Genomic DNA, 23,785 nt, shown 5'->3' with positions numbered 1-23,785 from the left:
AGGGCGCCCCCTCGCCCGGCGCCGCCGCCATCAGACGATCAGTTCGTCGGCGAAGCACCAGCGCCAGTCCTCGCCCGGCTCGAACGACCGGACGATCGGGTGCCCCTCCTTCTGGTAGTGCGCGGTGGCGTGCCGCATGGGGGAGGAGTCGCAGCAGCCGACGTGCCCGCAGCTCAGGCAGAGCCGCAGGTGCACCCACCGGGTGCCCTGTTCCAGGCATTCCTGGCAGCCCTGCGGCGTGTTCGGCGCCGGGTCCTCCACCGGGACGGACTGCACGTGCTCACAAGTGGCCATACGGGCATCGTGCCACGCCCGCCGTCAAGGGATCACCAGTGGTCGGGGCTGAACGGCTCGTCCTCGGGGCGGGCGGACTCGGCGAGCAGCCGCAGGTCCGACTCGACCATCATCGTGACCAGGCCCTCGAAGGTCACCTCGGGCTCCCAGCCGAGCTGCTCGCGGGCCCGCTTCGGGTCGGCGCACAGCAGGTCGACCTCCGCCGGGCGGGTGTACCGCTCATCCAGGACGACGTGGTCCTCCCAGTTCAGCCCCGCCGTGCGGAACGCGAACTCGACCAGCTCGCGCACCGACTGGGTCTGGCCCGTCCCGATCACGTAGTCCTCGGGGGCGTCCTGGGCGAGCATCATCCGCATCGCGCGGGCGTAGTCGCCGGCGTAGCCCCAGTCGCGGCGGGCGTCCAGGTTCCCGAGCCGCAGCTCCGTCGCGAGGCCCAGCTTGATCCGGGCCGCGCCGAGCGACACCTTCCGCGTGACGAACTCGGCGCCGCGGCGCGGAGACTCGTGGTTGAACAGGATGCCGCTGACCGCGAACATCCCGTACGACTCGCGGTAGTTCTGGGTGATGTAGTGCCCGTAGCTCTTGGCGACGCCGTACGGGCTGCGCGGGTGGAACGGCGTCCGCTCGTTCTGCGGCGTCTCCCGGACCATCCCGAACATCTCCGAGGACGACGCCTGGTAGAAGCGGATCTGCTCGCGCCCCGGCGTGCGGGACGGGCTGATGCCCGACACGACCCGGATGGCCTCCAGCATCCGCAGCACGCCCATGCCGGTCACCTCGGCGGTGAGCTCCGCCTGCTGCCACGACATCGGGACGTAGGAGATCGCGCCGAGGTTGTAGACCTCGTCGGGCTGGACCCGCTCGACCGCGGAGATCAGGCTGCCCTGGTCCAGCAGGTCGCCGGTGGTGATCTGGACGTCGCCGATATGCTTGCGCAGCCGCGACACGTGCGGATTCGCCTGCCCCCGGACCAGGCCCCACACCTCGTATCCCAGCTCAAGCAGATGCTCGGCCAGGTACGAGCCGTCCTGTCCGGTGATGCCGGTGATGAGTGCTCGCCTGGACAGCGGATCCTCCATGGGCTGGTCGGTGCGACGCGGGGCCCACCGCGGGGCGAACCCGGGCGAGCGTGAAATATGAGGTTAGCGACCCCGCGGGGATGCTGACGAGGGAGGGCGCCGTTTGAACCGAATTTGCTTCAGGTTCGCCGCGGCGGCCCCGGCCGGCCGTCCGCGGCGGCCCGGCGGGGCGCCGTGCCGCGTGGCGTCCGGGGCCCCGCATGTGCCACGGTGTGGGGCATCATGACCTCTCCGGACGCCGCGCCGCTGCGGCTGAACGGGCGCGCTCTCGGCCGCCACGCGATCATGGCCGTGGTGAACCGGACGCCCGACTCGTTCTTCGACAAGGGCGCCACCTACGGGTTCGGCGCCGCCCTGGACGCGGTGGACCGCGCCGTCGCGGAGGGCGCCGACATCATCGACATCGGCGGCGTGAAGGCCGGCCCCGGCGAGGACGTCGGGGTCGCCGAGGAGCTGCGCCGGGTGGTGGACCTCGTCGCCGCCGTCCGGGACCGGCACCCCGGCGTGGTGATCAGTGTCGACACCTGGCGGGCGGAGGTCGGCGCGGCCGTCGCCGAGGCGGGCGCCGACCTGCTGAACGACACCTGGGGCGGCCCTGACCCGGCGCTGGCGGAGGTCGCCGCCGCGCACGGTGTCGGGCTGGTCTGCGCGCACGCGGGCGGGCTGGACCCGCGTACCCGGCCGCACCGGACCGGGTACGCCGACGTGGTCGCGGACGTGGTCGGGCACGTCACCGCGGAGGCCGAGCGGGCGCTCGCGCTCGGGGTGGCGCGGGAGGCGATCCTCATCGACCCCGCGCACGACTTCGGCAAGAGCACCCGGCACTCGCTGGAGATCACCCGGCGGCTCGGGGAGCTGACCGCGACCGGCTGGCCGGTACTGGTCGCGGTGTCCAACAAGGACTTCATCGGGGAGACCCTCGGCCGGCCGGTCGACAAGCGCGGCGTCGGCACCATGGCCGTGCTCGGCGTCTCGGCGCTGCTGGGCGCCCGCGTCTTCCGCGTCCACGACGTGGCCGCCGCCCGCCGCGCCCTGGACACGGTCGCCGCCATCGCCCCCGAATAAACGACCGAACGAACGAAAGGCCCCCCGCGCAAGGACAAGCGCCCCGGCCCCCGGCACGAGCGCAACGCCCCCGGCCCCCGCGCGAGCGCGACGCCCCGGCCCCCGCGCGAGCGCGACGGCCCAGGCCCCCGGCGCGAGCGCGACGCCCCCGGCCCCCCGCGCGAGCGCGTTATCTGGGCGGTGGGGCGATGCCGAAGGCGAGCCCCACCGCGAAGCTCGCGAAGCGAGGTCGCGCTCGCCCGAGCACGGTCAAGGGCCGAGCCGCCAGGCGAGGCCCTTGGGCCGGGATCGCGGAATTACAACGCCGCTTCGCGTTGGCGGGCGCGGTAGGCGGCGACGTGCATGCGGTTGCCGCAGGTCCGGCTGTCGCAGTAGCGGCGGCAGCGGTTGCGCGACAGGTCCACGAGCACGCGCGAGCAGTCGGGGGCCTCGCAGGTGCGCAGGCGGTCGAGTTCGCCGGCCGCCACCACGTAGGCGAGGGCCATCCCGCAGTCGGCGGCGAGGTGCTCGCCCACCGGCGCGCCGGGCGCGAAGAAGTGCACGTGCCAGTCGTAGCCGTCGTGGTCGGTGAGGTGCGGGGTGGTGCGGACCTCGCCGACGATCTCGTTGATCAGCCGGACCGCGGTGGGGACGTCGCCGGTCCGGAACACCGCGTGGAACCGGTCGCGCAGCGCCAGCACCCGGGCCAGGTCGGCCTCGGTGAGGTCGCCGACGTCGCTGAACGCGCTGCGCCCGACGAACGCGCGCAGCCCGGGCAGCCCGCCGAGCTCCTCGGTGCCGGACGCCGCGGCACCGGTGTTGATCAGGTCGACGACGACGGCGAGCGCGTGCTCGGTGTCATGGGTGAAGATCACTGTGGCTCCAGTCTCGGGGACCGGGGTCGTACTGCTCCTGGGGGGCGGACCCCCCGACCGTCCCGACGAGGGCAGGACGGTCGTGCGCCCGGCAGCGCCGCCGGGGCCGGAACGCGGCCCGGCCCCCACCATATGACGCCCGGCGGCCCCGTCCACGCCGACCCTGCCGGGACGGGGCAGCCGGTTCCGGCCCCGCTGCCTGCGGGAACGTTCCATATTCGGGCCGGCGGCGGAAGCGCTCCGCCGCCGCGCGCGTACCGCGCCGCGATCCGGAGAGGATCATGGGCGTGGAGGGGGACCGGCTGTTCATCGTCTTCCTGGTCGTCGCCGTCGTGGTGCTGGCGGCCCGGGCGCTGGCCGGCCGGCTGCGGCTGCCGGACGCGATCCTCCTCGTGCTGCTCGGGATGGCGGCCGGGTTCGTGCCGGGGCTGCCCGCCGTCGTCGCCCCGCCCGACCTGGTGCTGATGGGCTTCCTGCCGCCGCTGGTGTACCACGCCGCGTTCTTCACGGCCCCGCGCGAGGCCCGCGCCGACGCGGTCCCGATCGTCACGCTGGCGTTCGGGCTGACCGCCGTCACGACCGGGGCCGTCGCCGCGACCGTGCACGCGCTGCTGCCCGGGCTCGGCTGGGCCGCCGCGCTGGCGTTCGGCGCCGCGGTCGCCCCCACCGACGCCGTCGCCGCCACCGCGGTGATGCAGCGGCTCGGCGCGCCCGCCCGGCTCGTCACCATCCTGGAGGGCGAGAGCCTGATCAACGACGGCGTCGCGCTGACGATCTTCGGGCTCGCCATCGAGGCGATCGGCGTCGGGTTCGCGCCCGGGCACGGCGCCGTCCGGCTCGTCCAGGTGGTGCTGGGCGGCGTCGCCTACGGGCTGGTGCTCGGCGTGGTGATCCGCCGGATCCGGCGCCGCATCCAGGACCCCATCAGCCAGGTGATCGTGTCGCTGGTCACCCCGTACGCGGCGTTCATCCCGGCGGAGAACTTCGGCGCGTCCGGGGTGCTGGCGACGGTCGTGGCGGGCTTCTCCATCGGCACCCACGGCGAGGGCGTGCTGCAGCCCGCGTCCCGGCTGGCCGGCGACACCTTCTGGCGGATCCTGACGTTCCTGCTCGAGTCGACGCTGTTCGTGCTGCTCGGCCTGGAGATCCGGGAGATCATCCGGCAGCCGGGCGGGCACACCTGGCACAGCGTGCTGCTGACCACGCTCGCGGTGTCGGCCGTCGTGATCGGCGTCCGGCTGCTCTGGGAACTCGGCAACGGCCCGCTCGCCGGGCTGGTGCCGGGAGGCCGGCGCAGCCAGGAGGGCCTCGGCTGGCGGCAGCGGCTCGTGATCGGCCTCGGCGGGATGCGCGGCGCGATCTCGCTCGCGATCGCGCTGTCGCTGCCGACCGCGGTCGGCCCCGACCGGGGCGTGCTGGTGCTGCTCACCGCCCTCGTGGTGCTGATCACCCTGGTCGGGCAGGCGCCGCTGCTGCCGCCGCTGCTGCGCGGCCTCGGGCTGATCGAGTCCGACAAGCGCCGGCTGGAGGTGATGACGGCGCGCCGGGCCGGGCTGCAGGCCGCCCTCGCCCGGCTCGACGAGCTCACCGAGGACGAGCAGGTCGACGACCAGACCGCCGAGGCGTTCCGGCAGATGCTGGAACTGCGGCTGGAACGCGTCCGCTACTTCCTGGACGAGGAGGACGCCGGCACCGAGGCGCCGCCGCCCAACAGCCGCAAGGTGCGCGGCGAGCTGGTCCGGGCGCAGCGCGCGAAGCTGACCGCGCTCTACCGCAAGGGCAGGATCGGCGCGGGCACGCTCCGCCAGATCAGCCGCGAGCTCGACTTCGAGGACCCCGTCGTCATCCGCCGCAGCCGCTCCTGACCGGTGTCACGGGCCGGGCTGGATCAGCGGGCGTAGTGGGGGTCCGCCACGACGGGGTAGTAGGCGTCCGTGTGCTGCACGCGCATGGTGACGGCCGACCCGTCCAGCGTGTAGTCCGCCTTCACCTGGCGGAACATCGAGTCGCTGGCCCACGGGTTGTAGAGCCGCCCCACGGTCGCGCCATAGCGCAGGTGGACGACGTCGTAGCCGCCGGACGGCATCGCCTCCAGGGCCAGGCCGTCGGCGAGCGACACCGGGAAGCGGAACTCCGAGGGGGCGTCCGGGCCGTGGATCACCGTGAGCAGCCGCACCCCGTTGTCGGTCGTCTGCGCCACGATGTCGGTGTCGACGTCCACGCCGACGAACACCCGCAGGCTGGGCCGCAGCACCTGGGCGACCGTGTCGGCCGCCGCCACGTCGATGCCGAGGTGGATCCGCTGCCCGTCCTTGGTCGGCACCCACACGCCGTCCCGCGCGCGCTGCCCCCAGGCGACGTCGGGGTTCTCCATCTCCTGGGGCTCGTTCTTCCCCCGGGCGACGAGAATCCTCGAGGCCGCGCTCATCGCGGCGGCAGCCCCGTCCCGTGCGTGCCTCATGGCGGGCCCCCTCGCCTTCTTCTTTCATCACATAACGTGACGTCACGCTTGTCCTGGGTTTCACCACGGGTGCGCCCTGCAGGAAGTCCGGCGTGCCTGCCAGTGCCAACGGGCGGGTTCGCGGTGTTCGCCCCGTGCGTCGTTGGACCTTACACCACGCTTATACGTGCCGTACGGGCGCATATTGATCGTTTCTCTCCGTGCCCGTGCCGCCACTTACCGCGCCCGGGTGCGCGCGCGCCCGCCGGCCGCCGTTCGCCGATAAATGCTTTGCGGCCCCGATGGGAAAAGGCGCATCATCGAACATGTCGGACGGAAACGAAGGGGCGAGCCACCGGATAGGCGGCCGGTCTCCAAAACCGGCGGAAAGTGGGTTCGACTCCTACCGCCCCTGCTGAGCACGCTCGATGGGCCTGTGGTGCAACGGAAGCACGCTTCTCTTGCAAGGAAGCGACCAGGGTTCGACTCCCTGCCGGTCCACGCGGCACGGCCGCCGCCGGGCGCTCCCCCGCCCGCGCGAGGAGGGTTGGCCGAACGGTAAGGCAGCAGTTTCGAAAACTGACGTCGAGGTGAAACTCGAAGGGGTTCGACTCCCTTACCCTCCGCCATTCACGGGGAAAGCGGCGGCGGGATGGCCGAGCCTGGCCATCCCGCCGCCGCGTTCCCGCGCCGTGTTCCCGCGCGGCCCTCTCCTTTGCGGCCGCGCCCTTCCCGCGAGGCGGATGCGGAGCGTGTCAGGCGAGCGCGGCCTGCCCGGCCCGCGCGCTCTCCCGGAGATCGGCGAGCACCTCGGAGAGGCGGTCCAGGCCGGCGGCGATCCAGGGCAGCGACGCCGGGTCGGGGGAGGCGAGCGCGGCGAGCCGCTGCTCGTCGGTCTCCCCGTACAGCAGGCTCGGCGCGACCCGCAGGCGCAGCGCCTCGTCCGGCTCGCCGAACGAGCTGCCGGGCAGCACCCCCACCCCGTAGCGCTCCAGCAGCAGCCCGGACAGGTCCGCGGACGTCCGCACCCCGTGCCCGGAGCGCAGCGCGTCCCGGAGCGGGCCGAGGTCGGGGTAGACGTAGAAGGCGCCCTGCGGGGCCGGCACCCGCGCGCCCGCGGCGGCGAACCGGGCCGCGACCGCCCGGGTGACCGCCGCGTGCAGCCGGCGGCTGCGGTCGACGTGCTCGACCAGCTCGGGCGGCTCGGCGAACGCGAACGCGGCGGCGTGCTGCACCGGCGCGGACGCGCTGGACCAGATCTCGCTGGCGATCCCGAGCACGGCGGAGCGCAGCGCGGCGCCGAACGGGCCGTCCGGCAGCCGTGCCACCCCGATCCGCCAGCCGCCGGCCGCCAGGCTCTTGCTCAGCGCGGTCGTCACGACGGTCCGCTCCGGCGCGAACCGGGCGGGGCTCGGCACCGCGCGGTCCCGGTCGTGCACCAGGTCGCGGTAGATCTCGTCGGAGACGATCACGAGGTCGAGGTCGCGCGCGACCGCGCAGAGCCGCCGGACGGTCCGCTCGGAGGCGAGCGTGCCGGTCGGGTTGTCCGGCAGCGTCACGATCACGGCCCGGACGGTCCGTCCGGCGGCCCGCGCGCGCACCACCGCGTCGGCGAGCAGCGCCGGGCTCGGCACCCCGCCCTCGCCCGGCGGGGTCGCCACCCGGATCGGCCGCACTCCGGCCAGCGGCGCCTGCGCCGCGTAGCTCACCCAGCTCGGCGCGGGCAGCACCGCGTCACCGCCGATCGCCATCAGCAACGCGAACAGCAGCGGTTTGCTGCCGGGGCCGCAGACCACGCCGGACGGATCGGTGGGCAGCCCCCGCCGCGCCCAGTACCCGGCCGCCGCCGCGCGGAGGGCCGCCGACCCGGCGACCGGGCCGTAGCCGCCGCGCGCCGCGGCGGCGGCGAGCTCGCGGGTCAGCGCGGGATGGATCGGGATCCCGGCCTCGCCGAAGCCGAGCGGCAGGACCCGCACGCCCTCGCGGCGCTTGCGGGCGAGCGCCTCGTTCACCGCGAGCGTCGGCGACAGCGGGACGGCGCGCGGCGCGAACGACACCGGCCGGGCCGGGCCGCACGCGACCGAGGAGGGACCGGAGGGATCGGAGGGATCGGAGGGACTGGACGGGCGGCCGGCCGGGTGATCGTGCGCGGGCGGGTTCTGAGCATGCATCGACGCTCCAAAGGCATGACGATATAACGGTGGGTGGCGGAAGGATCCCCCTGAGTGACCCGGCCGGGCTCGCTTCATGCTTTCCCGCATTCAGCATCATCACAAGCGAGTCTCGGCGATGGTGACCGTAAGCTGGACTGATGCTGGAAGTGCGCCGCCTGCGGCTGCTCGCCGAGTTCGCCCGCCGCGGCAGCATCGCCGCGACCGCCGCCGCCCTCGGCTACACGCCGTCGGCCGTCTCGCAGCAGCTGGCCGCGCTCGAACGGGAGGCGCACGTCCCGCTGCTGGACCGGACGGCCCGCAGCGCGGAGCTGACCGACGCCGGACGGCGCCTCGCCGCCCGCGCCGAGGAGATCCTGAGCCTGGTGGAGACCGCGGAGGCGGAGCTGTCCGCGCAGGCCGACACCCCCACGGGCCGGGTGGTCGTCACGGCCTTCCCGACGGCGGCCGTCGCCTTCGCGCCCGCGCTGGCGCACAGCCTGGGCGCCCACCCCGGCCTGACCTTCGTGCTGCGGCAGACCCGCCCGGGCGACGGCATCCGCCAGGTGCAGAACGGCGAGGTCGACATCGCGCTGATCGACGACTGGACGGGCAAGGTCCCCGACCAGTCCCCGGCGGTGCTGGAGTTCTTCCACCTGCGCCGCGACCCGCTCGTCCTGGTCGTCCCGGACGGGCACCGGATGTCGGACCCGGACCGCCCCGTGGACCTGCAGCAGCTGCGGGAGGAGCCGTGGATGGCGGCGCCGCCGGGCGAGCCGTCCCGGCAGGCGGTCGAGCGGCTGCTGGACACCGTCGGCGGCGCCCGGCCCGTCCCCTGGGAGTTCGAAGGGCTGCACACGATCCTCAGCCTGGTGGCGCGGGGGATCGGCATCACCGCCGTGCCCGCGCTCGCGCTGGCCGCCGGCGACCAGGGCGTGGCGGTGCGGCGGATCCCCGAGTGCACGCTGGCCAGGGAGGTGTACGCGGTGACGCGGCGGGCGAGCGTGCGGCGGCCGTCGGTGGCTGTGACGCTGCGCGCGATCTACGCGGCCGCCCGCGAGGCCCAGCCCGCCGCCCCGGAGGCGTGACCGCTTCCGGCCGCTTCGGTCTACGGCCCGCACCAAGAGCCGGATAAATCCGAACTAACAGACAAAACGGCTCAATAGATCGCGCTCTGGCGGGAAGTCGCAGATGAGACAGCAATCCGGCGGACGGTCGGAACACGGACGCCCTCAGGTTCGTCAAAACGGGAAGATGCGCGCGGATCATCACGTACGGTGGTGCGAATCGTGACGCCGTCCCAGGCCATGCATCAGTCCATGCAAACCGATCGGGGAGCGCAGCACTCGATGGAACCACCAGCGACAACGCCGGCCGTCCTGGCGGCCGGGCCCTCCGGCGCCACGGCCGTCGCCGTGGTCGCCGAGGGCGGCGGGCACCACTTCGAACTGCCGCGGATCCGGGCGCTGCTGCTGCACGCGCTGCCGCGCTTCGCCGAGGGGGTGGTCGCGCCCGTGGCGGTGTTCTACGCCGCACTGGCGCTGCTGGGACTGAACGGCGCGCTCGCCGCGGCGGTCGCCTGGGTGTACGGCGGCATCATCTTCCGCTACCTGCGCGGGCATCCCGTCTCCGGGATGCTGCTGCTGGCCGCGGTCGGCGTGACCGTGCGGGCGGCCCTCGCGGCGGCCACGCACAGCGCCGTCGTCTACTTCCTCCAGCCGACGCTCGGCACGCTGATGGTGAGCATGGCCTTCCTCGCCTCCGTCCCGCTCGGGCGGCCGCTGGCGATGAAGCTCGCCCGCGACATGGTGCCGATCCCCGAGGCGTTCTTCCGGCACGACAAGGTGCACCAGTTCTTCCTGCGCATCTCGCTGCTGTGGTCGATGGTGCTGTTCGTCAACGTCGCGCTCAGCCTCTGGATGCTGTTCAACGAGTCGCTCGGCACGTATCTGTGGCTGCGCACCAGCATGGTCGCCGGGCTCGGCGCGCTGGGCGTCGGCGTCTCCGTGCTGGGCTTCAAGCGGCTGCTGCGGCACGTGAACCGCGAGCCCGCCGCCGCGGCCTGACCGGCGCCCCGTCCCGCTCCAGGCCGCTCCGGCATGCTCTGAGCTGCGATTCCCTGATCCAGGCGCGAACTTTTCCGGCCGTCGGGCCATCTCCCTTTGCATAGGCATTCACCGAAGACGGGTGAGTCTTGGGACTGGGGGAGATTCGTGGCGATCAAGGGGCGGCCGGCAGTGGCGGCGTTCGGGGGAGCGGGCGCGGTCGCGCTGCTCGCGGCCGGATGCGGCATCGGCGGCACGGGGGTGCTGTCGGCGGGCGAGTCCGACACCACGGTGACGATCACGCCGGCGAGCGGGACGCAGCGGGTCGCGCCGGACGCGGTGATCAAGGTGACGGCGTCCGGCGGGAAGCTGGCGAAGGTCACCGTGCAGGGGAACAAGGGCTCGGCCGTCACCGGCGAGCTCGCCGGGAACCGCAAGACCTGGCACTCCACCCGGACGATGACGCCCGGCGCGTCCTACACCGTCAGCGCGCAGGCGAAGAGCGGAGGCAAGCTCCGCACCGTGACCAGCGTGTTCACCGTGCTGACGCCCGCCCAGACGTTGTCGATCAGCGACGTCACGCCGAACCTGCCCGGGGAGAAGGTCGGCGTCGGCATGCCGATCATCCTGCACTTCAACCGCCCGGTCGCCGACAAGGCCGCGGTGGAGAAGGCCCTGCACGTCAGCGCCGACAAGCCGGTCGAGGGCGCCTGGCGCTGGATCGGGTCCGACCAGGTCGTCTACCGGACGAAGACGTACTGGCAGCCGCACCAGACCGTCCGGTTCCGCGCGGACCTCGCGGGCGTGAACGCCGGAGGCGGCGTCTACGGGGCCGCCGACGCCGCCGAGACGATCACCATCGGCGCCGCGCAGGTCACCACCGGCGACATCGGCGGCCACCACATGACGGTGACGCGGGACGGCCGGAAGCTGCGGACGATCCCGTTCAGCGCCGGCAACGGCGAGACGCGGGAGTTCACCACCACCAGCGGCGTCCACCTGCTGATGGACAAGGGCAACCCGGTCACGATGACCTCGCCCGGCCGGCAGCCCGGCGACCCCGGCTACTACCAGCAGGTCGTCGACTTCGCGGTGCGCTTCTCCGACAGCGGCGAGTACGTCCACTCGGCGCCCTGGTCGGTGGGGTCGCAGGGGTCGGCGAACGTCAGCCACGGCTGCCTGAACGTCAGCCCGTCCGACGCCCAATGGTTCTACGGCATCGCCCAGCGCGGCGATGTGCTGAACCTCACGGGCACCGACCGTGAGGTCGAGTGGAACAACGGCTGGAGCTTCTGGCAGCTGCCGTTCGCGAAGTGGAAGGAGGGCAGCGCCCTTGGCTGACCGCGCTACGGACCGTGTCCGCTTGCAACGCTTTGATCTCGGACTGCCGCCAAAACCCCGGGTCATGGCGTGATCGCCGGATTTTGTCGCTAATGTCACTGGGATAGACGGCGGGGTTCTGGAGGTTTGAGGTGCAGCGGAGGGTGTCCGCGGGTGTCCGGGCCGGTGCGGGGATGGCGGGGGCCGTACTGCTCCTCACGACCGCCTGCTCGGGCGGCGAGAAGGAGCACGGCGTCGCGGTCGGGGAGAAGGGCGACTCCGCCGTGCCGCAGGTGACGATCAACCCGGGCAACGGCAACGGGAAGGCCGCGCCCGAGGACGGCGTCACCGTCACCGCGGCGGGCGGCACGCTGCAGCAGGTCACCGTCACCCGCAAGGGCAAGCCGGTGGACGGCGCGATGGCGGCCGACAAGAAGAGCTGGAAGTCGCGCACGCTGGTGCCCGGCGCGAAGTACCAGGTGTCCGCGGTCGCCGTCAGCCCGAAGGGCAAGTCGGCGACCGTCAACTCCACCTTCACGACGCTGAAGGCGGCCAACGAGCTGGACATCTCCGACGTCTCGCCGACCAAGGGCGAGAAGGTCGGCGTCGGGATGCCGATCATCGTCACCTTCAACCGCGCGGTCGGCGACAAGAAGGCCGTCGAGCGCGCGCTGGAGGTCAAGTCCACCAAGCCCGCCACCGGCGCCTGGCGCTGGGTCGGCGACACGCAGGTGATCTTCCGCACGGAGAACGGCCACTACTGGGAGCCGAACCAGAAGGTCACCTTCACCGCGAAGCTGGCCGGCGTGAAGTCGGGCAAGAAGACCTACGGGACGAGCGACTTCAGCCGCAGGTTCAGCATCGGCGACGCGCACATCATCAAGGCGAGCACCAAGACCCACCATCTGACCGTCACCAAGAACGGCAAGAAGGTGAAGAGCTGGCCGATCAGCGCGGGGCGCGGCGGCCGCGTGGTCAACGGGGTCGACACCTACGCCACCACCAGCGGCATCCACCTGACCATGGGCAAGGAGAATCCGGCGATCATGACGTCGGAGTGGATGGGCGTGAAGCCGGACGAGCCGGGCGGCTACAAGGAGGTCATCCCGTTCGCGGTGCGGATCTCCAACAGCGGCGAGTACATCCACTCGATGGCCTCGACGGTGTGGGCGCAGGGCCACCAGAACGTCAGCCACGGCTGCGTGAACTCCCCGCCCGCCGCCGCCCGCTGGTTCTACCACTTCTCCTACCGCGGCGACCCGGTGATCATCACCGGCACCGACCGCAAGCTGGAGCCGGACAACGGCTGGGGCTTCTACCAGATGTCCTGGAAGAAGTGGGTGAAGGGCAGCGCCCTGGACCGCACCGTCGCCACCGGCTGACGGCCCGCGGACGACGCGCCGTGGCGGCGCTCCCCGGCAGGGGGGCGCCGCCCGCGCGTTTCGGTGCCGCCCGCGCATCGTGGCGGCGCCGGCGGATTCGTGGCGGCGCCGCCCGCGCGTCTCAGGCGCGCTCGATCAGGCCGCGGACGTAGGCGGCCTGCCCGGCGTGCTGGAGGTCGTCGGAGATCACGCTGATCAGCCGCACCGCGAGCGTCACGGGCGGGTCCCAGGCCGTGTCGACGACCCGTTCGAGGTCCTTGTCGGTGAGCGTGCCGACGTACTCGACGGTCCGGTCGTGCACCGCGTCGTGGTAGCCGGTGAGCAGGTCCGCGGAGCCGACGCGGACGGCCGCGACCTGCGCGGGGTCGTGGCCGTAGCCGGTCTCGGCCGTCGCGAGCGGCAGCGCGAACCGGTCCGCCCAGCCGCCGGAGGTCCACACCTGCTCGGATCCGGCGGCGTCGGCGACGTGGTCGTCCTGGACGCGGGTGAGGTGCCAGACGAGCCAGGCGATGGAGTTGGCCTCGGCGTCGGGGCGGAGGGCGAGCTGGTCCGGGGTGAGGCCGTCGACGGCGTCCCGGACGACCTCCTGGATCCGGTCGAAGGCGTCGGTGAGCAGTTCCGCACTGGTCATTTCCCCGACGCTACCCCGCGCGCGTCCGCTTGAAGCGGAGATCGTCCGCTCAAAGCGGAGGGCCGGGCGCGGTGCGGTGTCGACGCGCCAGGATGGGACGATGGTGAGCACACGCCTCGAAGACGCGACCGAACTGCCGGGCGGCCTGCTCGTCAGGGGCCGGGGGCTGCGGCGCCCCGCGCCGGGCGGCGCCGCGCCCGAGTACGGCCTGTACCTCGGCTCGGGCCGGCTCCGTACCCGGCACGACGCCGCGCTGGCCTGGCCGCACGCCTGGATCGACTGGCCGGACTTCCTGCTGCCCCGCGACCGGGAGGGCGCCGTCGCGCTGATCCGGGACCTGCACGCGCGGGCCGCCGCCGGGGAGCGGGTCGAGGTCGCCTGCGGCGGCGGAGTCGGCCGCACCGGCACGGTGATCGCCTGCCTGGCCGTGCTGTCCGGGGTGCCGGCGGACCGCGCCGTCGCCTGGACGCGCCAGAACTATCACCGCAAAGCGGTCGAAACGCCCTGGCAGCGGCGCTGGGTGGCGCGCTTCCCCGGGGAGTAGCGCCCGCTCAGCGGGTACCCCTCCGGCATGAGCACACCCGCGACCGGCCGAGGTGGAGCCGCGCCCGACCGCGGCTTCGCCGGGGAACTGCGCGACGCGGTGACGCTGCGCTCCTTCACCCTGGTCGCGGGCGTGCTGATCCTGCAGCTGGCGTTCATTCTGTCCTACATCGGCGCGTTCCACTCGCCGACCCCGCACCGCATCCCGGTCGCGGTCGTCGCGCCCGGGCAGGCGGCGGGGCAGGTCGCCGCGCAGCTGAACGCGCTGAAGGACGCGCCGCTCAAGGCGCGCACCGCGCCGAGCGAGCAGCGGGCCCGGCAGCTGATCCTCGATCGGACGGTCGACGCGGCGATCATCGTCAACGCCGGCGGCGCCGACACGCTGCTGGTGGCGTCCGCGAGCGGCCCCGCCGTCTCCAGCACCACCCAGCAGATCGCGGCCGGGATCGAGCAGTCCCGGCACCGGCAGGTCCGGACCGTCGACATCCGGCCCCCGGCCGCCGGGGACGGCCGCGGCCTGTCGTCGTTCTACCTGGTCATCGGCTGGATCGTGGGCGGCTACCTGGCGGCGGCGATCCTCGGCGTGGCCGGTGGCGCGCGCCCGGCGAACCTGCGCCGCACCGTCATCCGGCTGGGCTCGCTCGCGCTGTACGCGATCGTGTCCGGGCTCGGCGGCGCGATCATCGCCGGGCCGGTCCTCGGCGCCCTGAACGGGCATTTCTGGGCGCTGTGGGGCATCGGCGCGCTGGTCGTCATGGCCGCCGCCGCGACGACCGTCGCGTTCCAGATCCTGCTCGGAATGATCGGCATCGGGCTGGCGATCCTGGTGTTCGTCGTGCTCGGCAACCCGAGCGCGGGCGGCGCCTACCCGATGACCCTGCTGCCGACGTTCTGGCGGGCCATCGGGGACTGGCTGCCGACGGGCGCGGGGACCACCGCCGTGCGCAACACCGTCTACTTCTCCGGCCACGCGACGGCGCAGGCCCTCGGCGTGCTGGCGGGTTACGCCGTGATCGGGTCGGCGGTCGCGGTCGCCGCGTCCGCCGCGCACCTGCGATATATGAGGCTCGTTCCGGACGACCCGGCGACGAGCAGCAGCACGCAGAGCCAGGCGAACCAGTCACCGAACCGGGAGTAGACGGTCCGGACGCCGTGCGCGGGGAGCGCCGCGGTGACGGACGCGAACCCGGGTCCGCCGGTGGCGCGTTCGGCGAGCACCCGGCCGTAGGGGTCGCTGACGACGAGCGTCCCCGCGCGGGCCGCCCGCGCGACCGTCAGCCCGCTCTCGACGCCGCGGACGAGCGCCATCCGCCCGTGCAGCCGGCCGTCGCCGGTGAAGTCCCAGGCGGGCGCGTACAGCACCGTCGCGCCGCGGGCCCGGTAGGCGCGGACGAGGCCCGGGAAGTCCAGGTCCTTGCAGATGGCGAGGCCGCGGCCGGGGGAGAGGAACGCGAGCTCGGTGCCCGGGGTCAGGTCGTCCTCGAGCCCGGGGATCATGTGGTGCTTGAAGTAGAGGACGGGCGCGCCGCCGTCCGCGCGGATCCCGAGCGCGGCGTTGCGCGCCTTCCCGCCGGTGGTCAGGACGAGCCCGGCGACGATGTCCTCGTGGCGTTCGGCGGCCAGCCGCGCCAGCGGCCCGGTGAGGGCGGCAAGCGTCGTCCCGTTCGCGGCGAACGTCTTCTCCGGCAGGACGAGCGTGCCGGCGGGCGCCGTCGCGCGGATCGCGGCGACGTAGCGGCGCAGCAGGTCACGGCCCTGCGGCGTCGCGACGTCGACCGTGTCGTCCGGACGGTCGGTGTCGAGCAGCGCGACGGTCGACCGCGACGCATCGTGGGGCTGCCGGAGCCGCCAGCCGCCGTACGCCAGCGGAAGGGCGAGGACGAGCGCGCCGGCGAGCAGCACCCGCCACCGCCGCGCGGCGCGGGGCGCGGCCGCCGCCGCCAGCGCGGCGGGGACGCCCATGACGAGGAAGGTGATGCCCCACGGGCCGGTCAGCGACGCGGTCTGCACGACCGGCGGGACGTCCGCCTGCGTGTAGGCCAGGCTCAGCCAAGCGCCGTGCGGCGCCGCGACCGACAGCGCGTACTCCAGCGCCGCCCAGCCCGCCGGGACGGTCAGCGCCGCGACCATCGGGAATCCGCGCAGCAGCAGCCGCCGGAAGGCGAGCGCGAGCAGGCCGAACACCAGCGCGGTGCCGATAATGATCCCGGCCGCCGCGGGCGGCGGCATCTCCAGGGTGCCGAGGTAGTAGGGCCACATCCGGCTCTGCCCGGCGAGCCAGGCGAGGGACGCGGCGGCGAACGCGGCCCGCCCGCCGGCTCTGGGCGCGAGCCACAGGACGGGCAGCGGGCCGAGCCAGGTGAGCCAGGCCACGGGATGCAGGCCGGTGCCGAGCAGCAGCAGGACGGACGACAGCAGCGTCGAGACGATGACGGTCATGGGTCCGAGCCTCGGCCGCGCGGGCCCTCCACCGCGTCGCCGGGACGAGCGAAACCGCGCCTCACTCCCGCCGGGGATCAGTCCGCGGGGTCGCCCGGGACGACCAGCCCGGACTCGTAGGCGAACACGACCGCCTGCACCCGGTCCCGCAGCCCGAGCTTGCCGAGCACGTGGCTGACGTGCGTCTTGACGGTGTGCTCGCTGACGACCATCGCCTCGGCGATCTCCGCGTTGGACCGGCCCCGCGCCACCTGCCGCAGCGTCGCGGCCTCCCGGTCGGTCAGCCCGGCGAGCCGCGCCGCGAGCCGCGGGACGACGCCGTGCCCGGGCCGCCGCACCAGGTCCTCGACCAGCCGCCGCGTCACCGCGGGCGCGAGCAGCGCGTCCCCGGCGGCGACGACCCGGACGGCGTCCGCCAGCTCGTCGCGCCGGATGTCCTTCAGCAGGAACCCGCCCGCGCCCGCCCGCAGCGCGTCGTAGACGTGCTCGTCGGAGTCGAACATCGTCAGCACGAGCACCTTGGCGGGCAGCGTCGCGCAGATCCGCTCCGTCGCCTCGATCCCGTTCATCACCGGCATCCGCACGTCCATCACGACGACGTCGGGCCGCAGCTCCGCGGCGGCGCGGACCGCGGCGGCCCCGTCCGCCGCCTCCCCGACGACCGCCATGTCCGGCTGCGCGTCCAGGATCATCGTGAACGCGGCGCGGAAGAGGTCCTGGTCGTCGGCGACGAGGACGCGCAGGGCCGGGTCGTCGGTCACGGGCTCATTCAACCGGAAGCCGCGCCAGGACCGTGAACCCGCGCGGGCCGGGCCCGGCGCGCACCGTCCCGCCGCAGGCCGCCGCGCGCTCGCGCATCCCGGTGAGCCCGTGCCCGGACGCGGCGGGCGCACCGCCCCGCCCGTCGTCGGCGACCTCGATCTCCAGCACGTCCCGCCAGCGCACCGCCACGGTCACCGCGGCCACCGGTCCGGCGTGCTTGCGGACGTTGGTGAGCGCCTCCTGCACGATCCGGTACGCGGCGACGGCGGCGTCCGGCGCGACCGGGCGCGGCTCGCCGTCCACGGTCAGCGCGGCCGGCAGCCCGCAGCCGCGCACGAGGTCGGGCAGCGTCGCGAGGCCCGGCTGCGCGCCGCCGGGCGCCGTATCGTCGGGCGCGGTGTCGTCGCGCAGCGCGTCGAGGATGGCGCGCAGCTGGGTGAGCGCGCCGCGTCCGGTGTCGGCGATCCGCCCGAACGCCTCGTCCGCCCGGTCCGGGCCGGCGAGCGGCGCCGCCTCGGCCTGCACCACCATCAGCCCCACGGAATGGGTGAGGACGTCGTGCATGTCGCGGGCGATGCGGGCCCGCTCCCCGGCGGCGGCCGCCGCCCGCTCCTGCTCCAGCCGGAGCGTCCGCTCGGCGTGCTCGGCCGCCTGCGCGCGGCGCGCCTGCTCGGCCATGCCGAGCGCGAACGCGGCGGTGAAGGCGGTGCCGAGCAGCGGGTACACGTCGGAGTCCTCGCCGGGCAGCACGATCGAGACGTACACGGTGGCGGCCAGCAGCGGCACCGACAGCAGCCGCAGCAGCGGCCGGCTCAGCGCCGCGATCGTGTAGACCGCCACCAGCGGCCCCCACGGCAGCAGCAGCGGCTTCTGCCACACGACCAGCGCGGTCATCGCGAGGCCCACGACCAGGCCGACGCGCAGCGGGGCACGGCGCCGCCACAGCACCGGGACGGACGCCAGCAGCGCCAGCGCCACCACCCACCACGGCCGCGCCGCCCACAGCGCCGGCGCCACGGTCGCGGCGGTGACGGCGGCGGCCACCGCCCGGTCGGCGGTCCGCGCGTCGGGCATGCCGCCAGTGTCGGGGACCGGGACCGCCGCGCGCCTCACTCCCGCGAGTGAGACACCGCCTCGTCCCCGCGGGCGGGACCGCCCCCGTGGACCGGCCGGCCGCCGGGGGGCGCGGACAACGGCGCCGGGACGCGCGACGGCAGCCGCGCGGTGACGACAAGGCCCCCGCCGGGACGCGGCTCGGCCGTCACGGTCCCGCCGTGCGCGCCCGCGATCGCGCGGACGATCGACAGCCCGAGCCCCGACCCGCGGTCCGAGCGCACCCGGTCGTTGCCCAGCCGGCGGAACGGCTCGAAGATCGTCTCGATCTCGTAGCCCGGCACCGCGGGCCCGGTGTTGGCGACCTGCACCTCCGCCCAGCCGTCCCGGCCGCGCGTCGACACCCACAGCCCGCCGCCGTCCCGGTTGTGGCGGATCGCGTTCTCCACGAGGTTCTGCACGAGCCGCTCCACCAGCACCGGATCGCCGGACGTGGGCGCGGGGCCGAGGCGCCGGTCCGCGGTGACGCCGCGCCCGCGGGCCTCGGCCGCCGCCTGCTGCAGCACGTGCCCGGCGACGTCCGCGAGGTCCAGCGGGTCCGTGCCGGCCACGGTGTTCTCCGTCCCGGCGAGCGTGAGCAGCCCGTCGATCAGCCGTTCGTGCCGGGTGTTGACGACCAGGAGCGACTCGCCGAGCCGCTTGACGTCGTCGGTGGCGTCCGGGCGGCGGACCGCCACGTCCACCAGCGTCCGGTTGATGGCGAGCGGGGTGCGCAGCTCGTGCGAGGCGTTCGCGACGAACCGGCGCTGCCCGTCGAACGCGCGGGCGAGGCGGCCGAGCATCGTGTCGAACGCGTCCGCCAGCTCCTTGACGTCGTCGCGGGGGCCCTCGTAGCCGATCCGCTCGGTCAGGTCGTGGCTGCGCGCCACCCGCCCCGCCGTCTCGGTGATCTGGTGGACGGGCCGCAGCGCCCGGTCCGCCAGCAGCCAGCCGAACCCGAGCCCGGCCGCGCCGACCAGGCCGAGCGCGATCCCGCCCTGCGTCAGCAGCGCGTTCAGCGTGTCGTCCTTGTAGTCGCGCTTCGCCCTCACCAGCACCCCCTGGAGCTGGTTCGGCGTCATCGGCTTGCCCGCGTCGGGGCCGGCGGCGCCGGCGGGCCCCTCGGTGAACACCCGGTCGGTGGCGCCGCTCGGCCCCGTACCGCTGATCTCCGCCGGGGCGCTCCGCTGCGCCAGGTTGTTCTGCACGAGCAGGTACGTCAGCCCGAGCAGGACGATCCCGGCGCCGAGGAACAGGCCGGTGTAGAGCAGGGTGAGGCGCATCCGGATCGTGGGGCGGACGCGTTCGGCGAGACGCTTCACGGGATCCGGTACCCCGCTCCCGGCACGGTCTCGATGACCTGCGGCTCGCCGAGCTTGCGGCGCAGCTTCATCAGCGTCACCCGCACCGTGTTGGTGAACGGGTCGGTGTGCTCGTCCCACACCTTCTCCAGCAGCCGCTCCGCCGACACGATCGTCCCGTCGGCGCGCATCAGCTCGGCGAGCAGGCCGAACTCCTTGCGCGCCAGCCGCACGTACCGGCCGTCCCGCACGACCTCCTGGCGGGACGGGTCCAGCCGGATGCCCGCGCGTTCCAGCGCGGGCGGCGCCGCCGGGCGGGCCCGCCGGCCGAGCGCCAGGATCCGCGCGACGAGCTCCTCGAACGCGAACGGCTTCGTCAGGTAGTCGTCGGCGCCGATCCGCAGGCCGTCGACGCGCGCCGGGACCGCCGCGGCGGCCGTCAGCATCAGCACCCGCACCAGCGCCCCCGAGTCCACCACCGCGCGGCACACGTCGTCGCCGTGCACCACCGGCAGGTCCCGGTCCAGGACCAGGACGTCGTAGTCGTTGACGCCGAGCCGCTCCAGCGCCGCGTCCCCGTCGTACACCACGTCCACCGCCAGCGCCTCCGCCCGCAGGCCCTCGGCGATCGAGTCGGCGAGCATCCGCTCGTCCTCGGCGACCAATACGCGCACCGTGCCGTCCTCCGCCTAGCCCGTGACCTGTCCGGCGCCCAGCCTCCGCCATCGGGCGTAACGCCGGCATAACGAGTTCCGGTTACGGCGGGGTTACCCGCCGGCCGCTGGACTTGCGGTCGCCGCCGGCGTCCGCCCGGCGGCCCGGAGGAGACCGACCGATGAGACGGAACAAGCTCGCGATGCTGGCCCTGCTGCCCGCCCTCGCCCTGGGGCTCCAGGGCTGCGGCGGCGGGAACGGCGGCGGGACCGGCGCGTCCACGAAGGCGGGCGACGAGGCGAAGATGCGCAAGTTCGCGCAGTGCATGCGCGACAACGGCGTCGACATGCAGGACCCGAAGGACGGCCGGGTCGAGATCAGGTCGAGCGCGCGGCCCTCGTCCGGGGACGGGCCGATGCGCGGCGATCCCAAGATCGAGGCGGCGCAGAAGAAGTGCGCGCACCTCATGCCGAACGGCGGGAAGCCGCAGAAGCCCTCGGCGGCGGACCTGGCCAAGATGCGCGCCTACTCCAAGTGCATGCGCGACCACGGCATCACCGAGTTCCCGGACCCGAACCCCGACGGCGGCATGCAGCTGAAGGCCGGCCCGGGCACCGGGATCGACCCGCAGAGCCAGACCTTCAAGGCCGCCGACGACGCGTGCAAGAAGTACCAGCCGGGCGGCGGCAAGGGCGCGCGGTTCTCCAGCGGGGGCGGGAAATGAGCCGCAGGCGCACGGCCGCGCTCGGCGCGGCGGGCGTCGTGGTGGTCGGCGGCGCCGGGCTGGCCGCCGCCGGGCTGGGCGGCGGCGACGGCCCGTCCGCCCGGCACGGCGCGCTGCCGCCCGCGACGGCGGCGGTCGAGCGCACCACGCTCGTGGAGACCCAGAAGGTGGACGGGACCCTCGGCTACGGCTCGTCCCGCACCGTGTCCGCCCAGGGGCGCGGCACGCTGACCTGGCTCGCCGGGGAAGGGGCCGTGGTCACGCGCGGGCGGACGGTGTACAAGGTCGACAACGAGCCCGTGCCGCTGCTGTACGGGAAGCTGCCCCTCTACCGGACCCTCTCCGACGGGACGAAGGGCGCCGACGTCCTGCAGTTCGAGCAGAACCTCGCCGCGCTCGGCTACACCGGGTTCACCGTCGACAAGACCTACAGCTCCGCCACCGCGGACGCCGTCAAGCGCTGGCAGGACGACCTCGGCGTCGACGAGACCGGGAAGGTCGCCCCGGGGTCCGTGGTGATCGCGTCCGGCCGGATCCGCGTCGCCGACCACAAGGCGCAGGTCGGCGACAAGCTCGGCGGGCCCGTCCTCACCTACACCGGCACGACCCGCGTCGTCGGCGTCGACCTCGACGTCCAGTACCAGCGGCTCGCCAAGACGGGCGCCAAGGTCGAGATCGTCCTGCCCGACGACCGGACCGCGCAGGGCACCATCACCTCCGTCGGGAAGGTCGCCGAGCAGGGGCACGGCGACGACCCGGCCACCATCCACCTCACCATCGCCGTCACCGGGCGGCAGTCGCTCGGCGGCTACGACAAGGCGCCCGTCAGCGTGAACCTGATCGCCGGCCGGCACCCCGGCGTCCTCGCCGTGCCCGTCGCCGCGCTCCTCGCGCAGGGCGACGGCGGCTACGCGGTGCAGGTCGTCCAGAACGGCGCGGTCCGGACGGTCCCCGTCGAGACCGGCGTGTTCGCCGGCGGGAAGGTCGAGGTCTCCGGATCCGGGCTGGCCGAGGGCATGAAGGTGGGGGTCCCCTCGTGACGCCGGTGGTCGAACTGCGCGAGGTCACCAAGACCTACCCCGGCGGCGTCACCGCGCTGGACCGGGTGTCGGTCACCGTGGGGGCGGGCGAGCTCGTCGCGATCGCGGGACCGTCCGGCTCCGGGAAGTCCACGATGCTGCACCTGCTCGGCACGCTCGACCGGCCGAGCAGCGGGACCGTGCTCGTCGAGGGGCGGGACGCGTCCGCGATGACCGACCGCCGCCTGTCGGCGCTGCGGGCGGGCCGCATCGGGTTCGTCTTCCAGCACTTCCACCTCGCGGCCGGGGTCGCCGCGCTCGACAACGTCGCCGACGGCCTGCTGTACGGGGGCGTGCCGCTCGCGCAGCGGCGCCGGCGGGCCCGGCTCGCGCTGGAACGCGTCGGCCTCGGGCACCGCCTCGACCACCGGCCGCACCAGCTGTCCGGCGGCGAGCGGCAGCGGGTCGCGATCGCCCGCGCCGTCGTCGGCGAACCGGCGATCCTGCTCGCCGACGAGCCGACCGGCGCGCTGGACTCGGCGTCCGGCGCCGGCGTCCTCGGCCTGCTGCGCGAGCTCGCGGGCGGCGGCACCGCCGTCGTCGTCATCACCCACGACCGCGACATCGCCGCGTCGCTGCCCCGGCAGGTGCGGATGCGCGACGGGCGGATCGTCCACGACGACGCCGGACTGGAGGCCGCCCGATGACCCCCGTCGCACCGCACCGCAGGGGCGGCGACGCCCCGGCCCGCCTCTCCCCGCCCGACGTGCTGCGCGTCGGCGCCGCCGGGCTCCGCGCCCGGCCGCTGCGCGTGTTCCTGTCGGCCCTCGGGATCGCGATCGGCATCGCCGCCATGATCGCGGTGGTCGGCATCTCCACGTCCAGCCGCGCGCAGCTCCAGGCCACCCTGGACCGGCTCGGCACGAACCTGCTGACGGTGGCGCCCGGCAAGGACCTGTTCGGCGGCAACAGCGAGCTGCCCGAGGAGTCCACCGGCATGGTGGGGCGGATGCCCGACGTCGAGTCGGCGTCCGCCACCGGCAAGCTGGAGGACACCGACGTCTACCGCAACGACCACATCCCGCAGGGCCAGACCGGCGGCATCTCGGTGCTCGCCGCCCGGCTGGACCTGCCCCGCACCATCGGCCTCACCATGGCCGCGGGGACCTGGCTGAACGCCGGCACGGCCCGCTACCCCGCGGTCGTCATCGGCTCGGACGCGGCGCAGGCGCTCGGCGTGTCCACGCCCGGCGTCCAGGTCTGGCTCGGCGCGCAGTGGTTCACCGTCGTCGGGATCCTGAACCCGAACCAGCTCGCCCCGGAGCTGGACAGCGCCGCCCTCGTCGGCTGGGACGCCGCCGCGACGCACCTCGGCTTCGACGGCCACCCCACCACCGTCTACGCCCGCGCCCGCAAGGACGCGGTGGAGAAGGCGCAGAGCCTCCTCGCGGCGACCGCCAACCCGCAGTCGCCGACCGAGGTCGAGGTCAGCCGCCCCTCCGACGCGCTCGCCGCGCAGAACGCCGCCGACGCGACGTTCACCGCGCTGCTGCTCGGCCTCGGCGGCGTCGCGCTCCTGGTCGGCGGCGTCGGCGTCGCCAACACGATGGTGATCTCCGTGCTGGAGCGCCGCGCCGAGATCGGGCTGCGCCGCTCGCTCGGCGCGACCCGCGGCCAGATCCGGCTGCAGTTCCTCACCGAGTCGCAGCTGCTCGCGGGGCTCGGCGGGGTCGGCGGCGTCGCGCTGGGCGTCGCGGTCACCGCCGTGTTCGCGGTGGCGCAGGGCTGGCCGACGGTCGTCCCGCTCTGGGCGATGGCGGGAGGCGTGCTCGCCACGCTCCTCATCGGCGCCATCGCCGGCCTCTACCCGGCGATCCGCGCCGCCCGCCTCCCCCCGACCGAAGCCCTCGGCGCGGTATAGCCCAGGGGGACGACCCCCTGGAACCCCCCGTGACGACGGACAGGGCGTTTCACGCTCCGCTGGCGCTCCC

At 74.3% G+C, this 23,785-nt stretch carries 22 protein-coding genes and 3 tRNA genes; 14 read left to right on the top strand and 11 right to left on the bottom strand.

From position 1 onward, the window contains the following. Positions 1 to 30 precede the first annotated feature (30 nt). Both AB0C78_RS42300 and AB0C78_RS42295 read right to left on the bottom strand, forming a co-directional pair. A complete protein-coding gene (locus AB0C78_RS42300; RefSeq protein WP_151546757.1) occupies positions 31 to 294 on the bottom strand; it encodes a UBP-type zinc finger domain-containing protein in 264 nt (87 codons plus the stop codon). Positions 295 to 326: 32 nt separating this feature from the next. After that, positions 327 to 1,361, bottom strand: a complete 1,035-nt coding sequence (locus AB0C78_RS42295; protein WP_151546763.1) for a GDP-mannose 4,6-dehydratase — start codon at positions 1,359 to 1,361, stop codon at positions 327 to 329. Positions 1,362 to 1,595: 234 nt separating this feature from the next. Between AB0C78_RS42295 and folP the strand changes: the two genes are divergently transcribed. Then, a complete protein-coding gene (folP, locus tag AB0C78_RS42290) occupies positions 1,596 to 2,438 on the top strand; it encodes a dihydropteroate synthase (protein WP_360759497.1) in 843 nt (280 codons plus the stop codon). 296 nt (positions 2,439 to 2,734) lie between these two features. Here folP and AB0C78_RS42285 read toward each other — a convergent pair whose 3' ends face one another. Beyond that, positions 2,735 to 3,292, bottom strand: coding sequence for a CGNR zinc finger domain-containing protein (locus AB0C78_RS42285; protein WP_360759494.1), 558 nt, complete (start codon positions 3,290 to 3,292; stop codon positions 2,735 to 2,737). Between the two features lie 281 nt (positions 3,293 to 3,573). Between AB0C78_RS42285 and AB0C78_RS42280 the strand changes: the two genes are divergently transcribed. Continuing rightward, positions 3,574 to 5,157, top strand: a complete 1,584-nt coding sequence (locus tag AB0C78_RS42280; protein ID WP_360759491.1) for a Na+/H+ antiporter — start codon at positions 3,574 to 3,576, stop codon at positions 5,155 to 5,157. A 23-nt stretch (positions 5,158 to 5,180) separates the two neighbouring features. Here AB0C78_RS42280 and AB0C78_RS42275 read toward each other — a convergent pair whose 3' ends face one another. Beyond that, entirely contained in the window at positions 5,181 to 5,753 is a 573-nt protein-coding gene (locus AB0C78_RS42275) for a hypothetical protein (RefSeq protein ID WP_151546761.1), read from the bottom strand. A gap of 322 nt (positions 5,754 to 6,075) precedes the next feature. Between AB0C78_RS42275 and AB0C78_RS42270 the strand changes: the two genes are divergently transcribed. The 3 genes from AB0C78_RS42270 to AB0C78_RS42260 all read left to right on the top strand — a co-directional run bounded on the left by AB0C78_RS42270 (position 6,076) and on the right by AB0C78_RS42260 (position 6,361). Next, positions 6,076 to 6,147, top strand: a tRNA-Trp gene (locus tag AB0C78_RS42270). A 15-nt stretch (positions 6,148 to 6,162) separates the two neighbouring features. Beyond that, a tRNA-Ala gene (locus AB0C78_RS42265) sits at positions 6,163 to 6,233 on the top strand. Between the two features lie 40 nt (positions 6,234 to 6,273). Further along, positions 6,274 to 6,361: transfer RNA gene (locus AB0C78_RS42260), tRNA-Ser, on the top strand. Positions 6,362 to 6,487: 126 nt separating this feature from the next. Here the strand turns inward: AB0C78_RS42260 and AB0C78_RS42255 are convergent. Continuing rightward, the gene (locus AB0C78_RS42255; protein ID WP_360759548.1) at positions 6,488 to 7,762 is read right to left on the bottom strand and encodes a pyridoxal phosphate-dependent aminotransferase; all 1,275 of its coding nucleotides are present in this window, start codon (positions 7,760 to 7,762) and stop codon (positions 6,488 to 6,490) included. A 281-nt stretch (positions 7,763 to 8,043) separates the two neighbouring features. On the opposite strand from AB0C78_RS42255, the gene AB0C78_RS42250 reads away from it, so the two are divergent. The 4 genes from AB0C78_RS42250 to AB0C78_RS42235 all read left to right on the top strand — a co-directional run bounded on the left by AB0C78_RS42250 (position 8,044) and on the right by AB0C78_RS42235 (position 12,629). Beyond that, positions 8,044 to 8,970, top strand: coding sequence for a LysR family transcriptional regulator (locus AB0C78_RS42250; protein WP_151544892.1), 927 nt, complete (start codon positions 8,044 to 8,046; stop codon positions 8,968 to 8,970). A gap of 261 nt (positions 8,971 to 9,231) precedes the next feature. Further along, positions 9,232 to 9,948, top strand: a complete 717-nt coding sequence (locus tag AB0C78_RS42245) for a VC0807 family protein (RefSeq protein ID WP_360759487.1) — start codon at positions 9,232 to 9,234, stop codon at positions 9,946 to 9,948. Positions 9,949 to 10,095: 147 nt separating this feature from the next. Continuing rightward, complete coding sequence (locus AB0C78_RS42240) at positions 10,096 to 11,268, top strand: Ig-like domain-containing protein (protein ID WP_360759484.1); 1,173 nt, start codon at positions 10,096 to 10,098, stop codon at positions 11,266 to 11,268. Between the two features lie 173 nt (positions 11,269 to 11,441). Beyond that, the gene (locus tag AB0C78_RS42235) at positions 11,442 to 12,629 is read left to right on the top strand and encodes an Ig-like domain-containing protein (RefSeq protein WP_360759481.1); all 1,188 of its coding nucleotides are present in this window, start codon (positions 11,442 to 11,444) and stop codon (positions 12,627 to 12,629) included. A 121-nt stretch (positions 12,630 to 12,750) separates the two neighbouring features. On the opposite strand, the gene AB0C78_RS42230 is transcribed toward AB0C78_RS42235, so the two are convergent. Next, positions 12,751 to 13,260 (bottom strand): DUF664 domain-containing protein, encoded by a 510-nt coding sequence (locus AB0C78_RS42230; RefSeq protein ID WP_360759478.1) that lies wholly within the window; start codon positions 13,258 to 13,260, stop codon positions 12,751 to 12,753. Between the two features lie 100 nt (positions 13,261 to 13,360). Here AB0C78_RS42230 and AB0C78_RS42225 point away from each other — a divergent pair, with 100 nt between their 5' ends. Continuing rightward, entirely contained in the window at positions 13,361 to 13,804 is a 444-nt protein-coding gene (locus tag AB0C78_RS42225; protein ID WP_360759475.1) for a protein-tyrosine phosphatase family protein, read from the top strand. Positions 13,805 to 14,805: 1,001 nt separating this feature from the next. Here the strand turns inward: AB0C78_RS42225 and AB0C78_RS42220 are convergent. The 5 genes from AB0C78_RS42220 to AB0C78_RS42200 all read right to left on the bottom strand — a co-directional run bounded on the left by AB0C78_RS42220 (position 14,806) and on the right by AB0C78_RS42200 (position 20,071). After that, a complete protein-coding gene (locus AB0C78_RS42220; RefSeq protein WP_360759472.1) occupies positions 14,806 to 16,242 on the bottom strand; it encodes a nitrilase-related carbon-nitrogen hydrolase in 1,437 nt (478 codons plus the stop codon). 77 nt (positions 16,243 to 16,319) lie between these two features. Next, positions 16,320 to 17,003: a response regulator transcription factor gene (locus AB0C78_RS42215; protein ID WP_360759469.1), complete on the bottom strand. Its 684-nt coding sequence runs from the start codon at positions 17,001 to 17,003 to the stop codon at positions 16,320 to 16,322. 4 nt (positions 17,004 to 17,007) lie between these two features. After that, positions 17,008 to 18,078, bottom strand: coding sequence for a histidine kinase (locus AB0C78_RS42210; protein ID WP_360759466.1), 1,071 nt, complete (start codon positions 18,076 to 18,078; stop codon positions 17,008 to 17,010). 35 nt (positions 18,079 to 18,113) lie between these two features. Then, a complete protein-coding gene (locus AB0C78_RS42205) occupies positions 18,114 to 19,418 on the bottom strand; it encodes a HAMP domain-containing sensor histidine kinase (RefSeq protein WP_360759464.1) in 1,305 nt (434 codons plus the stop codon). Continuing rightward, entirely contained in the window at positions 19,415 to 20,071 is a 657-nt protein-coding gene (locus tag AB0C78_RS42200; protein ID WP_151544884.1) for a response regulator transcription factor, read from the bottom strand. Before AB0C78_RS42200 ends, AB0C78_RS42205 begins: the two co-directional genes overlap by 4 nt. 161 nt (positions 20,072 to 20,232) lie before the next feature. On the opposite strand from AB0C78_RS42200, the gene AB0C78_RS42195 reads away from it, so the two are divergent. The 4 genes from AB0C78_RS42195 to AB0C78_RS42180 are packed head-to-tail and all read left to right on the top strand — an operon-like array spanning position 20,233 to position 23,715. Beyond that, the gene (locus AB0C78_RS42195; RefSeq protein WP_360759460.1) at positions 20,233 to 20,775 is read left to right on the top strand and encodes a hypothetical protein; all 543 of its coding nucleotides are present in this window, start codon (positions 20,233 to 20,235) and stop codon (positions 20,773 to 20,775) included. After that, a complete protein-coding gene (locus AB0C78_RS42190) occupies positions 20,772 to 21,815 on the top strand; it encodes a peptidoglycan-binding protein (RefSeq protein WP_360759457.1) in 1,044 nt (347 codons plus the stop codon). Before AB0C78_RS42195 ends, AB0C78_RS42190 begins: the two co-directional genes overlap by 4 nt. After that, positions 21,812 to 22,501 (top strand): ABC transporter ATP-binding protein, encoded by a 690-nt coding sequence (locus AB0C78_RS42185; protein WP_360759454.1) that lies wholly within the window; start codon positions 21,812 to 21,814, stop codon positions 22,499 to 22,501. The genes AB0C78_RS42190 and AB0C78_RS42185 overlap by 4 nt, the downstream gene beginning before the upstream one ends. Next, positions 22,498 to 23,715 carry an ABC transporter permease gene (locus AB0C78_RS42180; protein ID WP_360759451.1) on the top strand — a complete coding sequence of 406 codons (1,218 nt, stop codon included), beginning with the start codon at positions 22,498 to 22,500 and terminating at the stop codon, positions 23,713 to 23,715. Before AB0C78_RS42185 ends, AB0C78_RS42180 begins: the two co-directional genes overlap by 4 nt. Positions 23,716 to 23,785 lie beyond the last annotated feature (70 nt).

It is taken from the genome of Actinomadura sp. NPDC048394 (assembly GCF_040651755.1).
GTDB lineage: Bacteria > Actinomycetota > Actinomycetes > Streptosporangiales > Streptosporangiaceae > Spirillospora > Spirillospora montaniterrae.
Note: the sequence above shows the minus strand (reverse complement) of the source record. Positions and strands in the feature narration are given on the sequence as shown.